This window comes from Synechococcus sp. ROS8604, assembly GCF_014279655.1.
In the GTDB taxonomy this organism is placed as follows: domain Bacteria; phylum Cyanobacteriota; class Cyanobacteriia; order PCC-6307; family Cyanobiaceae; genus Synechococcus_C.
This window is the reverse complement of the sequence record NZ_CP047946.1, coordinates 320,630-335,211: the sequence shown is the minus strand read 5'-3', so window position 1 is coordinate 335,211 and position 14,582 is coordinate 320,630. Positions and strand designations below refer to the sequence as shown.

The following is a 14,582-nucleotide window of genomic DNA, read 5'->3' as shown; positions in this document are numbered from 1 at the left end:
TCAGAATGCTTGGAGATAGGGATGGACCAATGGCCCAGCTGCTGATTACGGGCGGAGCCGGCTTCATCGGCAGCCATACCTGTCTCGTGCTGCTAGAAGCGGGTCATCAGTTGTTGGTGCTGGACGATTTCAGCAACAGCTCAGCCGTTGCCCTTAAGCGGGTCGCCGAACTCGCAGGCACTCGCTTGCAGCGTGATCAACCAACCCTGATCAAGGCACCTGACACATTCACCCTGGTCGAGGGAGACATCAGGGACGCCCCATGCCTGGATGCACTCTTTGCAAGCGCCAAAGCTTGCGGCCAACCGATTGACGCGGTGATTCATTTCGCGGGACTCAAGGCTGTCGGTGAATCGGTTCAACAGCCTTTGCGCTATTGGGATGTGAACGTTGTGGGCACGCAGCGCCTGCTCAGCGCAATGGACCAGCACAACTGCCGCACCATGGTGTTCAGCAGTAGCGCCACCCTTTACGGCTACCCCGATCAAGTACCGATTCCGGAAACGGCCCCGATCCAACCAATCAATCCCTACGGCGCCAGCAAACACGCCGTGGAAGAGCTTCTCGCCGATCTAGCCGGCTGCAGCGGTGCAGCGGAACCGATCCAAGCCAGCGGCGCTGGCTGGCGGATCGCCCGGTTGCGCTACTTCAATCCCGTAGGCGCCCATCCCAGTGGCCGAATTGGCGAAGACCCGAACGGCATCCCCAACAATCTGTTCCCATTCATCACGCAGGTGGCCGTGGGCCGCCGGCCGGAACTCACCGTGTTTGGTGATGACTGGCCGACGCCGGATGGAACCGGAGTGCGCGACTACATCCACGTGATGGACCTCGCCGAAGGTCATCGAGAAGCGCTGCATTCCCTTCTCAGTGCTGATCCCCAATTGCTCACCCTCAATCTGGGGAGCGGGCAGGGAGCGAGCGTACTGGATGTGGTGAAGGCCATGGAAGCGGCCAGCCAGCGAGCGATCCCCTATCGCATCGCGCCCCGGCGTCCTGGCGATGCCGCGATCACCGTGGCCAATCCAGCCCTAGCAGCCCAACAGCTCCATTGGCGGACGCAACGCTCGCTCGCCGAGATCTGCCGGGATGGCTGGGCTTGGCAACAGGCCAATCCGAATGGCTATGGAGATGGATGCCGCTGACCAGCCCTCAGCATCTCGTGTTGGCGGGTGGTGGGCACAGCCACGCCCTGGTGCTTCTCACTTGGTGCATGCATCCGCAACGGCGACCGGCTGGATTGATCACCTTGGTGAATCAGCAGAGCTCAACTCTGTATTCCGGGATGATTCCCGGCCTGATCGCCGGCCATTACAAACGCTCTGAGATCGCCATTGACCTCCGCCGCCTCTGCGATCGGGCCGGCGTTTCGCTGGTGATCGCCGAGATCACCGGTGTGGACGTGAGCCAACAGCAGCTGCAATTGCGAGACCGGCCCGCCCTGAGCTTCAGCCAACTCAGCATCAACGTCGGAGGCGGCACACATCCAGGTCCTCTGCTTGCGATCAAGCCTCTGAAACCAGCCCTGGAAGCGCTGGACTCGGCCCAGGGCCCGGCCTCCCCTCCATTCCAACTCCTGGGCAGCGGCCTGGCAGCCATGGAGGTGGCCATGGCGTTGCGGCAGCGCTGGCCCAAGCGCAGGCTGCAACTCCTCCATAGGCCCGAAACGGTACCGAGCCAGCTGCTCTCCAGCCTCAGCCAGCTCAAGATTGACGTGCTGCCGAGCACGGCTCTCAACCCCTCCGGGCCAGGGCTGCGCTGCACGGGAAGCCAAGCCCCTGAATGGCTGAGCTCCAGCGGCTTGCCCTGTTGCCCAGACAGCGGCCGGGTTCGCACTCTGGCCAGCCTTCAGGTGCTGGGACAACCAGCGATTTTTGCAGCCGGAGACTGCGCGGTGATCAACGAGCAACCCCGCCCCCCCTCTGGCGTATGGGCCGTTCGCGCTGCTGCCACCTTGGCGCACAATCTCCGTGCCGCCAGTGAAGGGGATCGATTACGTCAATGGCGGCCTCAACGCCGGGCCTTGCAACTGCTGGGCGGGGTGAATCCAGAGGGCTGCCCCCAAGCCTGGGCCCTGTGGGGAGGGATTCAAATCGGTCCCCACCCCTTGATTTGGCGCTGGAAACAACGCATCGACCGCCAGTTCATGAAGCGGTTTGATCAAGCTCCCGCCATGGAGTCCAAAGCGATGGATTGCCGGGGCTGCGCGGCCAAGCTCCCCGCCGCCCCCCTGGAAGCAGCCCTGGAAGCAGCAGGGCTGAAATCGCTTGGCACGGCGCCAGAAGACGCCGCCAGCCTTGGCAACGACTGGCTGCAAAGCGTGGACGGCTTCCCTGCCTTGATCAGTGATCCATGGCTCAATGGCCGGCTCACCGCCTTGCACGCCAGCTCTGACCTCTGGGCCTGTGGCACCAGCGTGGCTTCCGCGATGGCCGTGATCACCCTGCCCAAGACAGCAGCTGCGCTGCAGCGGGAGCTGCTGAGCCAAACCCTCTCGGGACTGCGTTCTGCCTTCGAGCCCCAAGGGGCCCAATTGATTGGGGGGCATACCTTAGAGGCTCGCTCAGAGGCCCCCACCCCGCTATCGCTCGGGCTGCAAGTCAGCCTGAGCGTGAATGGAAAACGTCCCGCTCGGCCCTGGACGAAAGGGGGACTGCGGGCAGGGGACCAGCTGCTGCTCTCACGCCCCCTCGGAACTGGCGTGCTGTTTGCCGCGGCCATGGCCGGTGCCGCCCAACCAGAGGATCTCGACCATGCCTTGGCGCAGATGGGGACGAGCCAGCACCCCATCGTTGAGCAGCTGCAGACGCTGATCAGCCTTGAACCCGAGACGCTCCTGAGCTGCACCGATGTGACTGGTTTTGGGCTGCTGGGCCATCTCGGTGAAATGCTCCAGGCCAGCCACCACCAGTTGCAAGTGGTGCTCGATGCGAGCGCCATTCCGGCCTTGCCTGGAGCCTTAAAGCTCTTGAAAAAGAAGTACGCGAGCAGCTTGGCGCCAGCCAACCGCAGGGCCTGGTCGTTGCTCGATCCCACGCAGGACCAACCAGCGAAAGTGATCCTTGCTCGCGCAGGCAGCGGCGGCGCTCCCGAGGACGATCAGGCCATGCTCGAACTGCTTGTGGATCCCCAAACCTGCGGACCTCTGCTGCTGGGCTGTTCCGAATCCATGGCGAACGCCTTGCTTCAAGCCAACAACACGCCGTGGCATCGCATTGGTGTGGTCAGCGCATCGCGCGCAGACGCTGCCGGCGCAAGCGCTGCAATTCCGCTCCGAGCGCTGGGCCCGGCTGCCAACCCTGGGCCAACAGATCTTTAGCGGAGAGTGGAGAGGTGCAATGGCGCCAGCGCCCCCACCAGCGCAACAACGGTCTTTTCTGCGCCGGGTTCTGACTCACCAGCAACGCCACCGCTTCCGCACCCCAGGCCTGCTGCTCCAAGGCATCACACCATTCCTCCGCCGTCCAGCCAGCCGAGGCGACCTCGCACGCGTTGGCTGGCAGCCAAGCGCTGAGCGCCTGCATCTGCTGCAACCAGCGCTGCTGTTGCTGGGGCAATTGCAGCCGAGCCGCCAACGCCAGTGGATCAGCGGCTCCCGCCACAAGCGCTAGCAACAACGGCAGCTGCAGCCGCTGGGCCTGAAGCAAACGCCGAATCAAACGAGAATCAGTCTGGAGGGCAGGGTCCAGCAACCTCAGGGCACCCCAGGAGTGGAGAGCTTCAAGGGCCGCTAGCCATGGTTCTTGGTCAAACAGCAGCTCCAATTCCATCCGCAGCCGCGTAGCGAGGGCGGGGGGAGCCGCAGCCGGCGGATCCCCATGGGTCCATGACCATGGCCAGGCCTCCAGCGTTTGATCGATCTGCTGCTGAGCCTCTGCTGCCAAGACAAACGCCAAGCGCGCGACATAACGGCCGGCACGCACCACGCGCGTGGGGTCATCGGTCACGCTGGAGGCGTGCAAGAAGGCAAGTTCACGGCGCTCAAGATGGCCCTGGCCGCCGTGCTGGTCCAAGAGCAAGGGCTCACCATGGCCAGACAGCGGTAGCTCCAAGGCCATCGCATTCACCGTGAAATCCCGACGCTCCAGATCTCGCTCCAAGGAGCCGCTCTCGACCACTGGGTTTTCGCCCGGAGCCGGGTAATGCTCTTGCCTGGCCGCAGCGAGATCGATCAGCACGCCATCGAAGGACAGCTCCGCTGTGCCGTAGGCCGTGTGGATGCGAACGTCCTTGACCCGCTGATCTCCATAGTCCTGCTCAAGAGCCGCCGCAAACTCCGAGGCCGACCCCTCGATCACCAAATCCAAATCCGGCAACGTTCGCCATGGATCTCCGTGCTGATCGTGCAGCAAGGCATCACGCACAGCGCCGCCCACGAGGGCTAAACGGGTGACTCCAGCGGCTGATGCGCTGGCCTGAAGTGCCGGCAAGAGCTGGACAGGAAGGCCTGGACGCTCCACCCGCTCAGCCTCCAGCAGGCTCAATAGGTGCCAAGCGCGGGTCGAGAATTTTCGGCCCCATGCCCGCAAATTTCACGGCAATCGACACCTTTTCACCGCTGCCAAAGGTGTGGGTGATCTCCCCAACACCAAAGCTGGCATGAATCACCTGATCGCCCACACTCCAGCTTTTCCCTGGGGATGGTCCGGCCTGGCGGCGACGCACGGCATTGGCGGGCGCTCCGGTTGCCCCACCGGAAGCCACCCGTTGGGAATCTTGGCGGTCAACACGGGTGAGTCGCTCGAGGCGCTGCTCACGGCGCAGCGCCGCTCCCCCGCTTTGAGGGACATCGCCCTGCACGAGACCTTCCGGCAATTCAGACAGAAACACGCTGGGCATGGCTGGCTCGCGCATGCCGCCCCACAAGCGCCTCTCACTGGCGTGGGAGATGAATAAACGCTCTTTGGCCCGGGTGATGCCGACATAACAAAGCCGGCGCTCCTCTTCGAGCGATGCCGGATCATCGAGGGAGCGATAGCTCGGGAACAAGCCCTGCTCCAAGCCAACCAGGCAAACCACTGGAAATTCGAGTCCCTTACTGCTGTGCAACGTCATCAAAGTGACCCTGTCGGCCGCCGTGTCCTTGCTATCCGCATCACTGGCGAGCGCGGCGGAGGCCAGAAATCCCTCGAGGTCTCCCTCATCATTTTCTTCCTGATATTGAAGACCCGCATTCACCAACTCCTGCAGATTGCGGCGGCGCTCCTCGGCCTCATCGGAACCGTCGGCGATCAACTCGCTGACATAGCCGCTTTTCTCCATCACCTCTTGAATCAGTTCGGATGGAGTTGCCGCATGAATGCGTTCCTTCAGGCTGTTGATCAATTCACAGAACTGAAGCAGCCCTCTGGCGGAACGGCCTCCCAGGGAACGCACCGCCTCGGGATCGCTGACCACATCCCACAGCGGGATCCCCAGCTGATTAGCAGCGTCGGTTAAGCGCTGAATGGTGGTTTTACCAATCCCGCGCTTGGGCACATTGATCACCCGCAGCAAGCTGACGGTGTCGGCTGGATTAATGAGCAGGCGTAGGTAGCCCAACAGGTCTTTGATCTCGCGACGGTCGTAGAAACGCAAGCCCCCAACCACCACATAAGGAATGCGCCAGCGCACCAGGGATTCTTCGATCGCTCGGGACTGGGCATTGGTGCGATACAGCACGGCCATATCTTTCCAGCTGAGATCTGGATTGGCGGCCTCCATCATTCGCATCCGATGCACCACCGCTTCCGCTTCAGCGATTTCGTCATCACAACGGGTGAGTGAAATCAATTCACCCTCACCACGCGTGGGACGCAGCACCTTATCGATCCGCTCGCTGTTATTGGAAATCAGGGCATTCGCAGCCTCTAAAATGGTGGCGGTGGAACGATAATTCTCTTCTAATTTCACCATTGTGCGGGTGACATCGTCAGGAGCCTTATCACCAAAATCGTCCTGAAACCCCATTAAAATGGTGAAATCTGCGGCACGGAAGCTGTAAATACTCTGATCTGCATCACCCACCACAAACACCGATCGGCCTGACCAATTATCCACTGTTTGCGGCTCTTTCCCATCCGTTACCAGTAGCTTAATTAACTCATACTGGGTGCGATTCGTGTCTTGATATTCATCAACTAGCACATGCCGAAACCGGCGATACCAATACCCGCGCACTTGCTCATTCTGCTGAAGCAACTGCACAGGAAGGAGGAGAAGATCATCAAAATCCAGGGCATTATTGGCAGCCAATGCTTTGCGATAACGCCTATACACATCGGCGCTGAGCTTGCCCCGCTGTCCTTCGGCGTTGGCTTCTAAATCGTCGGGTGACCAGCCTTGATTTTTGGCATTGCCAATCGCCCAACGTACTTTTTTGGGCTCAAAGCGTTTTGGATCAAGCTGCAACTCCTGGGTCACAATCTCCTTCACCAAACTCTGAGCATCCGCCTCGTCATAAATGGAGAATTGCTTCGTCCAAGTGAGGCCTTCTGGATCCTTAAATTTATCAATATCAAAGCGAAGCATCCGAGCAAACAAGGCATGAAATGTGCCGATCCATAGCTCTTTCGTGACCTCGCGATAAATACGCGTGCGCAGCTGACGCTGCTCCACCGGTGGGAGCGTGCTCCAGGGTTGGCCGAATTGACTCTGGGCTAAGCGTTGCGCCAGAAGCAGCTCCAACCGCTCTTTCATCTCGCGGGCGGCCTTATTGGTGAAGGTCACCGCCAAGATCTGGGCTGGATCGGCCCCATGCTCACCAATTAAATGGGCAATGCGATGGGTTAGCGCCCGGGTCTTGCCGCTCCCCGCTCCAGCGACCACAAGGAGAGGGCCTTCGTGGTGATCAACCGCCCGCTTTTGGGCGTCATTCAGACCGGCTAAAAAGCTCATGGATTGAGCTTAGGGGTGTCCTTCACAGGCTTGAGCCATCGTCTCCATAGCCTGAAGAGCAAACGGCTTCTCAATCGCACAGGCAGCGTTTGAATCAAGATTCTGAGCTTGAGCCGCCAATTCAGCTCTCGACGCCAAGACTCATCCAAGCGGATCAGATCCGAAGAACCTTGCCGCATTCGGTTCCCTCCCACATCGCGGATCACAGCGTTGCGCCATTGCAGCTGCGACTCCTCAAAAACAAGTCCCATCTCACCCATCACTCGAGCCAGCTCTCGACGCGGGTTTCGGGCTAAATATTCATATTGTATATCTACATGGTGCACATTTTTAAGCTGCTTGCGAGTTTCAAAAAAGGACTTGCAATAGCCATCGATGGGGGCACTCAGATCCCTTCCTTTGCGGCGAACACTATTGAGCGTCCCGAAAGCCCCACGACGCAGATTAATGGGGATCAAATCGAATTGAGCGCCGTCACCTATCGCCTTCCTCAGCCGCTTCAAACGACGGAGTGTTTTTGAAGAGTCTACAATAATAGAACACCCACTCACCAATGCCAATGCCATATATAAAGCTTCGTTATCACGAAGAAATTTCGCATCATCATCACCATCTATTAAATCCAACTCATACAGATGAAGCCCTACTGATTCATAAACACGAGCATCCACTTGACTCCAAAACGGACATTTTTCTGGCGGCAAGCCATGACAAGTGCATGTTTGATGGTGGAGCAGCTGCTTTAGCTCGCCCACGCTGATGACCTTGCTATGAGCATTCATCAACAAAGCCAAAAGAGTCGACCCACTATGCGGGCGACTCGTGATGTAAGCGATTGTTGGCCTCAAACGATTCATGCTACTAATCATTTCATGCTACTACTTAACATTATTAATCGCATAGATTCTCCGATATCACCAATCATTCACAGTCACCACCCTAATTCCAACCTTGCTAAATCCATCCCAGGCAATAGCAAGCAAAGACAAGAGCTTGGGCTGGGAGTCAATATAATTTAGCAATCTCTGTTTGCCGCAAAACACACTCGCCTGTCCAGCTTCAGACGCACATTGAGATAGCGGCCAGTGGCCATCAATCAGCTGCAATCACTTTACGCTTTCACGCCAATAATTAACGAACAATCAACTCCTCAATCAGAACGATTCATCCGGGAATCAGTTTTCAGCAAGATGATTCAAAGAGGTAAGCCTTTTGAGTGATCAATCGCTGCTGGGATGTGAACTCACTGAAGGACTGGAAGCAGACGCCATCCACCAAGGAATTGCCAACAGATATCCAGTCATCACTTGTTGCAACACCGTCTTCAACAAAGTGGATTCAACCAAAGCCGCCGCCAGCATGAACAACCAGCAACTCAATCCCACGAAGGACAACACAGGGGCCACGCGGCCAAGGCTGGAAAAAAGCCGCGTCAACCCCGCCCACAGCACCAAGACCATCAGCAAAACAGCCACAACGCCCTGATCCGCCAAGACCTGGAGGAAAGCATTGTGCGAGTGGGGAATCCCTTTGTTGCTGTTAGGCAGAAACACCTTCTGGGCACAACGATCGGAGACGCGGTCGTAGCCTTGCCCCCCAAAAAAATCCTGCCAGGAGCGGACCGATTCCGAGACAAAACACTGCGCCACTTCGGCCCGACCCACATCACTGGGATCCCCCTTGGCAATCGGGCCTGAGGGCCAATACAACAGCACGTTGAAACACAAGCCGCCCACTAGGAGGGAGGCGGCAAGCACCCGTGCATAGCGCGCCACGACGTGGCGGTACCTCCAGAAGGCTTCGGTAAACAACACAGCCAAGACCGGGTAAGCAAAGGCCGCCCGCGAGCCGGTGGCGAACGCCAAGACAAAGCTGAGGGAAGCCAAAACTGCAGCCAGCCTGCGCAGGCCAGGGCGCCGTTCAAACCGCCAAAGGGAATACCCAATCAAGCTGAATAGGCCAAACAGATAGGCCGATCGATTGATCGTGATCCTCTGAATCCGGATCGCCTCTTGAGGAAGCCAGTCGCGCAGTGGAGCAAAAGGAATCAGCTCAAGGTTGCCGTTAAAGCGATCCCATTCCACAAAAGGAAGGCACACCAGGACAATTGCCAACAGACACCAAAAGGCAATCCGCCATTGCCGAGGTGTCTGCTGAAGACCAGCAGCACAAGCGAGTAAGACCAAAATCAGATCGGTTGGCGCCGAAATCGTGAGGGGATGGAACAGAGCACTCAGGCTGACCAGCAACACACCAATCAACACGCCATACAACGGTGTCTTGGCAAGACGGGTGGCCAATTTGAGGCCGCACCACAGCACCAGGATCCAAACCGTGACGGTGGGATCAGCGTTGCGTTCGAACGCAAACCCCAGCAGGGAAAGAGGAATCAAGGCATCCAGCCAGAGCACGGCAGCCCTCAAACGCTCAACCAACAAAGAGTCCATCCCTGTTCCGTTGAACTGAGCCTGACAGATCCCTACATGCACAAGAATGGATGCATCTGAGCCTGAACTGCTTGTCCGCACTCACACGCTGCTTGCAGGAAGAGGCGGCAGCGATCGCCGAAGCGGCTGCCCGACTCAGCAGTGAGGACGTGGAGAGAGCGCTTGGCTTGCTGGAGCGTTGTGCCGACCGCAAGGCCAAGCTGGTGATCACGGGAGTGGGCAAAAGCGGAATCGTGGCGCGAAAAATTGCAGCTACTTTTTCTTCGATCGGCTTGATGGCTCTCTATCTCAATCCCCTGGATGCCCTCCATGGCGATCTCGGAGTGGTGGCCTCAGACGATGTCTGCCTGCTCCTTTCCAACAGCGGTGAAACCAGCGAATTGCTTGACCTGCTGCCCCATCTCAAACGGCGAGGCACGGCAAGAATTGCGTTGGTGGGCCAAGCCGACTCCTCCCTGGGCAGGGGCAGTGACGTCACACTTGAAGCCTTTGTGGATCGGGAAATCTGTCCGCTCAACCTTGCACCAACCGCGAGTACGGCCGTTGCCATGGCGATCGGTGATGCCCTCGCCGCCGTTTGGATGGAACGGCGTGGAATTTCTCCGGCCGATTTCGCTTTTAATCACCCGGCTGGATCGCTCGGCAAACAACTGACGATGACGGTGGCCGACCTGATGCTGCCTGCCGCAGACCTGCCTCCCTTGCAAGCGAAGACGACGCTGCCAGAGGTGATTGGCAAGCTCACGCAAGGGGCCATCGGCAGTGGTTGGGTGGAAGACCCAGACGCCCCAAAGCGCTTACTGGGTTTGATCACCGATGGAGATCTGCGTCGTGGCCTGCGCTCACACGATGCCGACCATTGGGCCCTACTCACGGCAGAGGATCTGATGACCACGGATCCGATCACCGTGAGGGCAGAGATGCTGGCCGTGGAAGCGATTCAGAAAATGGAACACAACCGGCGCAAACCGATTTCGGTGATGCCGGTGGTGAATGCCAACGGCGAATTCGAAGGGTTGCTGCGCCTGCACGACCTGGTGCAGGCGGGGCTTGCATGAGACAGCTCCTGCGTGAATGGCAGTGGCAACGGCAACGCCAAGCCCTCCAAAATCTTGAATTGCTGGTGCTGGATGTGGATGGAGTGATGACCGACGGGGGGCTTTGGTTTGACGGGCAGGGGCAACTGCAAAAACGTTTTGACGTGCGCGATGGACTGGGCTTACGCCTGCTGCAAAGCGTTGGCGTGAAGCTGGCCTTCCTCAGTGGCGGCCAAGGCGGAGCAACGGAAGTGAGAGCCAAGCAGCTCGGCATTTGCGAATGTTTGGTCGGCGTCAAGGACAAACCGGTGGCCCTTGAAGCGCTGCAACAACGCCTTGGCGTTACAGCCAACACCACAGCTTTTCTGGGAGATGATCTCAACGATTTAGCGGTGCGAGCCGGGGTTCGTTTGCTGCTCGCCCCAGCTGACGCCTGCCGCCCACTGCGCCGGCAGGCCGATGGGGTGCTGCATCACAGCGGTGGCCACGGTGCCGTTCGTGAATTGGCTGAGCGCATCCTCCAGGCCAGAGGCGATTGGGAGGTCCTCCGCTCCAATGGCTGGAGGGATCGAAATGACTGAGCAAACGCCGGGGGTGTTTCTTCTCGGAGTCGGCGCCCAAAAAGCAGGAACGTCTTGGCTCCATCAGCAACTGCAGCGACGCAGCGATGCCGACTTTGGCTTTTTGAAGGAGTACCACATCCATGACGCGCTCACGATTCCAAAGCTGGAACGGTTTCGGCACCTAAACCTGCAACTGACCCAGCCACGCAGCTGGCTGCAGCCGCGCAGTTGGCGCCGTCAACGCTTTTTCTCCGATCCGCGCCGGTACTACAACTATTTCTCCTGGCTGCTTCGGCGTCCCCGCCGACCAGGCCGAACGGTTTGCCTCACTGGAGACATCACCCCCTCCTACGCGGTGCTGAGCGCTGCAACATTCCAAGCCATTCACCAGCAGTTCCAGCAACGCGGCATCCCCGTGCGACCGGTGTTTCTGCTGCGCGATCCGATCGAACGGATCATTTCAAGCCAGCGGATGAAACTGCGCAAACAGGGTCAACGGGATGCCACAACGGAGGTAGCGGCTCTGCGCAAAAGAGTCGACAATGGTCCAGGCCTGCGCAGCAACTACAACCAGACACTGGAGGCCCTCGATCAAGCCTTTGGACTTGAGGATTGCTTTATCGGATTGTTTGAGACCCTGTTCCAACAAGAGAGCTACGCAGCGCTTTGCAAGTACCTCGCAATCGCCTACCAAGAACCGGATTGGCAAGAGAAGGTGAATGCCAGTGCCACCGCCAACCCGATCCCCGACGATCTCCTGGCCGCGCTCGGTCGCCAGCAGGCCGCTGACTTCAGACAGGTGTGCAGGGCCTTGCCTCAGCTGGATTTCGAAACGCTCTGGCCCACCACCAGCCGCTGGTGCTCCTAGGCAGCCCGAGCCAGCAGGCGCGCTTCCTCAAGCTGCTCCGCGGTGTCTACTGACAGGGAGGTTCCTTCCACAGCAAAGGTGGCGATGGTGTATCCGGCCTCAATCAGGCGCAGCTGTTCCAGCCGTTCCAGGTTCTCCAGCGGCGAGGCGGGCAGCTGATCCCAGAGCGCCAAAACATCGCCTCGAAAGCCGTACATCCCCACATGTCCCCAATAGGGCGTGTGCTGATGCCAGTCGGAGGGGTCAACATCCCTGACATGGGGAATGGCGGAACGGGAAAAATAGAGCGCTCGTCCGTCATGGGCCAACAACGTTTTCACGACGGCGGGGTTATGAATCGTCTCCGGCTTGAGCCGGTACACCGGCGTGACCACAGCGGGTACGGGGTCCAAGCGCCCAAACTCGGAGGCCATCGCCGAGACCACCCCAGGGTCAAGAAAGGGCTGATCCCCTTGCACATTGATCACCGCCGTCGAGATCAGGCGCGCCTGACGCGCCGCCTGATCCCATTGCGCCGCATCCTCCCCCCAGGCCAACGCCACCAACTGATCGGCAACGGAAGCGATCCGCTCGCTGCCCGAACTGCAGGTCTCTGCGGTCATCAACACGGAGATGCCCCAGCCCTCAGCCAAATCGCGCAAGCGTTCGCTGTCTGTGCAAAGCACCACAGCAGCTGGCTCCTCCGCTTGCGCGCAGCGTTCAAGCACCCTCTGGATCATCGGCTTGCCGCCGATGTCCGCCAACATCTTGTCGGGAAGGCGGGAGGACGCCAGGCGGGCCGGCACCGCCACCACCGAGCGTTGAATCAAAGCGTTGTTCATCAGCTCAATCCCACAGCTTCATGGCGTCGTCACGGGCACCAAACCATTCAGCCGCCAGGCGTCCACCCATCGTGCGTTGCTCCCGGAACCAAGGGCCACCAAGGGTCCAATGCAGCATGGGTGAGGCCTCCTCCGTCTCAGGTGGCGTTTGTACATCCACGAGATGGTTCCAGCCGCCCTGAATGGCACCGATTTCATGATCACCCTCCAGCCAATGGAAGCGATGCAGTTCCAAGCCAGAGGCGGTGTTGACGTAATCAACGCTGAGCTGACTGCAACGGCTGCAGTTCAGCAGCATCAAGGAGCTCCAATTCTTTTTGGGATAGGCGCTTTGCACCTCTCCCAGAAATTTCACGGTTTCGCCTGGCACATGCTCGTGCTGTACGCACATGGCGCCATAGCGATCATCGCGTTGATCCCAAAGCGCCTTGATATCAGCCCGGCAAAGCATGTCGCAGTCCATAAACAGCGCCCAGCCCTGGTAGCCCATCAAGTGAGGAACCAGAAATCTTGTGAATGAGAAGTCAGTACTCTGCTTGGGGTCGCGCTCACGGCGGTACAACCCCTGCGCTTCCAGTTGCGGCGTCACCAAAGGCGTGATCGCGAGCGGCATCGAGCTGTGCTGATACAGGCTGTCGATGAGCACATTGGTGGCCGCCCGCTCGCGCGCGTCGTATCCAATAAAAATCGGGATCGGTGCGATCGCCATCCCCATTCACCTCACTGATGGAGCAAGATTAAAGTGACCAGTGGGCCTTCCCTAGGGCTCGATCGACTGGAGCTTCAACCCATGGCCGCAAGCAGCGTTGCGTTGGGCACCATCCGTTTCGCTAACGACGCGCCTTTCGTGCTGGTCGGTGGTGTGAATGTGCTCGAATCGCGCGACTTCGCCCTCGAGGTGGCGGGTCATTACAAAACGGTTTGCACTGAGCTGGGCATCCCCCTGGTGTTCAAAGCCTCCTACGACAAAGCCAACCGCTCCTCGATTCATTCCTACCGAGGTCCGGGGCTTGAGGAAGGATTGGCAATTTTGCAAGCGGTGAAGGACACCCACGCCATTCCGGTGATAACGGATGTGCACAGCCCGGAAGAGGCAGCCCCTGCAGCTGAAGTGTGCGACATCATCCAACTGCCCGCCTTCTTGGCCCGGCAGACCGATTTGGTGCAAGCGATGGCCCGAACGGGCGCGGTGATCAACATCAAGAAGCCCCAGTTCCTCAGCCCCTCTCAGATGGCGAACATGGTGGAAAAGTTCCGAGAATGCGGCAATGAGCAGCTGCTGATTTGTGAGCGCGGTAGCAACTTCGGTTACGACAATCTCGTGGTCGACATGCTCGGTTTTGGCGTGATGAAGCAGTGCTGCGATAACCGACCCCTGATCTTTGACGTGACCCACGCCCTGCAGTGCCGCGACCCTGGTGGTGCCGCCTCAAGCGGCCGCCGTAACCAGGTGGTGGACCTGGCAAGAGCCGGCATCGCCGTTGGCCTGGCCGGACTGTTCCTCGAATCCCATCCCGACCCCGATCAGGCCCGCTGCGACGGCCCCAGCGCTCTGCCGCTAGCGCAACTGAAGAACTTCCTCAACCAAGTAAAAGCCATTGATGACGTCGTGAAAGCGATGCCAGCGCTTGAGATTCAATAACAAATGAAAGAGAACAGCACAGTGTTCGAACAACGCTGGAGCCTCTGGATGTGGGGGATCTCAGGCATCACTTTGGTCATCGACACAGGGTTGGCGCTTTGGATTCAGTTCAACCAAACCGGACCAGACCAACTGCAGATCGCCACCAAAAGTTCACTCATTACCAGCTACAACAACATCTCCCATGGGATATGGATCACTGTTTTGCTGATGCTGACTGAGATCCTGATTCGATCCATTAGCAGAAGTCCATCTTCAAAACAATCAAGCGCAATCACACCAAAAACCTGAATTTCTCGATTAGCAACCTCGATCAAGCATCACCCGG

At 58.8% G+C, this 14,582-nt stretch carries 13 protein-coding genes; 7 read left to right on the top strand and 6 right to left on the bottom strand.

Annotation, left to right across the window (positions count from 1 at the left end; genetic code table 11):
* Positions 1-29 precede the first annotated feature (29 nt).
* Together galE and selD are read left to right on the top strand one after the other, a co-directional pair.
* Positions 30-1,145: a UDP-glucose 4-epimerase GalE gene (galE, locus tag SynROS8604_RS01675; RefSeq protein ID WP_186544916.1), complete on the top strand. Its 1,116-nt coding sequence runs from the start codon at positions 30-32 to the stop codon at positions 1,143-1,145.
* Positions 1,136-3,319, top strand: a complete 2,184-nt coding sequence (selD, locus tag SynROS8604_RS01670) for a selenide, water dikinase SelD (protein ID WP_255445268.1) — start codon at positions 1,136-1,138, stop codon at positions 3,317-3,319. The genes galE and selD overlap by 10 nt, the downstream gene beginning before the upstream one ends.
* Here the strand turns inward: selD and SynROS8604_RS01665 are convergent.
* The 4 genes from SynROS8604_RS01665 to SynROS8604_RS01650 form a co-directional block, all read right to left on the bottom strand.
* A complete protein-coding gene (locus SynROS8604_RS01665; protein WP_186545745.1) occupies positions 3,225-4,460 on the bottom strand; it encodes a CCA tRNA nucleotidyltransferase in 1,236 nt (411 codons plus the stop codon). The two genes, selD and SynROS8604_RS01665, sit on opposite strands and share 95 nt — an antisense overlap.
* Positions 4,461-4,464: 4 nt before the next feature.
* Positions 4,465-6,876, bottom strand: a complete 2,412-nt coding sequence (locus SynROS8604_RS01660; RefSeq protein ID WP_186544915.1) for a UvrD-helicase domain-containing protein — start codon at positions 6,874-6,876, stop codon at positions 4,465-4,467.
* Positions 6,873-7,670, bottom strand: a complete 798-nt coding sequence (locus SynROS8604_RS01655) for a sulfotransferase (RefSeq protein WP_255445141.1) — start codon at positions 7,668-7,670, stop codon at positions 6,873-6,875. The genes SynROS8604_RS01660 and SynROS8604_RS01655 overlap by 4 nt, the downstream gene beginning before the upstream one ends.
* Before the next feature lie 426 nt (positions 7,671-8,096).
* Positions 8,097-9,404, bottom strand: a complete 1,308-nt coding sequence (locus SynROS8604_RS01650; RefSeq protein WP_255445140.1) for an O-antigen ligase — start codon at positions 9,402-9,404, stop codon at positions 8,097-8,099.
* Here SynROS8604_RS01650 and SynROS8604_RS01645 point away from each other — a divergent pair.
* Genes SynROS8604_RS01645 through SynROS8604_RS01635 form a run of 3 tightly spaced genes read left to right on the top strand, consistent with a single transcriptional unit; the run spans position 9,374 to position 11,791 of the window.
* A complete protein-coding gene (locus SynROS8604_RS01645; RefSeq protein ID WP_186544912.1) occupies positions 9,374-10,381 on the top strand; it encodes an SIS domain-containing protein in 1,008 nt (335 codons plus the stop codon). The genes SynROS8604_RS01650 and SynROS8604_RS01645 overlap by 31 nt on opposite strands.
* A complete protein-coding gene (locus SynROS8604_RS01640) occupies positions 10,378-10,941 on the top strand; it encodes an HAD family hydrolase (protein ID WP_186544911.1) in 564 nt (187 codons plus the stop codon). Before SynROS8604_RS01645 ends, SynROS8604_RS01640 begins: the two co-directional genes overlap by 4 nt.
* Positions 10,934-11,791: a sulfotransferase family protein gene (locus tag SynROS8604_RS01635; RefSeq protein ID WP_186544910.1), complete on the top strand. Its 858-nt coding sequence runs from the start codon at positions 10,934-10,936 to the stop codon at positions 11,789-11,791. Before SynROS8604_RS01640 ends, SynROS8604_RS01635 begins: the two co-directional genes overlap by 8 nt.
* On the opposite strand, the gene kdsB is transcribed toward SynROS8604_RS01635, so the two are convergent.
* Both kdsB and SynROS8604_RS01625 read right to left on the bottom strand, forming a co-directional pair.
* Positions 11,788-12,612 carry a 3-deoxy-manno-octulosonate cytidylyltransferase gene (kdsB, locus tag SynROS8604_RS01630; RefSeq protein WP_186544909.1) on the bottom strand — a complete coding sequence of 275 codons (825 nt, stop codon included), beginning with the start codon at positions 12,610-12,612 and terminating at the stop codon, positions 11,788-11,790. The two genes, SynROS8604_RS01635 and kdsB, sit on opposite strands and share 4 nt — an antisense overlap.
* A 4-nt stretch (positions 12,613-12,616) precedes the next feature.
* Complete coding sequence (locus SynROS8604_RS01625; protein ID WP_370586539.1) at positions 12,617-13,327, bottom strand: hypothetical protein; 711 nt, start codon at positions 13,325-13,327, stop codon at positions 12,617-12,619.
* A 75-nt stretch (positions 13,328-13,402) separates the two neighbouring features.
* Here SynROS8604_RS01625 and kdsA point away from each other — a divergent pair, with 75 nt between their 5' ends.
* Together kdsA and SynROS8604_RS01615 are read left to right on the top strand one after the other, a co-directional pair.
* Positions 13,403-14,254 (top strand): 3-deoxy-8-phosphooctulonate synthase, encoded by an 852-nt coding sequence (gene kdsA / locus SynROS8604_RS01620; RefSeq protein WP_186544907.1) that lies wholly within the window; start codon positions 13,403-13,405, stop codon positions 14,252-14,254.
* 3 nt (positions 14,255-14,257) lie between these two features.
* Positions 14,258-14,545 (top strand): hypothetical protein, encoded by a 288-nt coding sequence (locus SynROS8604_RS01615; RefSeq protein WP_186544906.1) that lies wholly within the window; start codon positions 14,258-14,260, stop codon positions 14,543-14,545.
* Positions 14,546-14,582 lie beyond the last annotated feature (37 nt).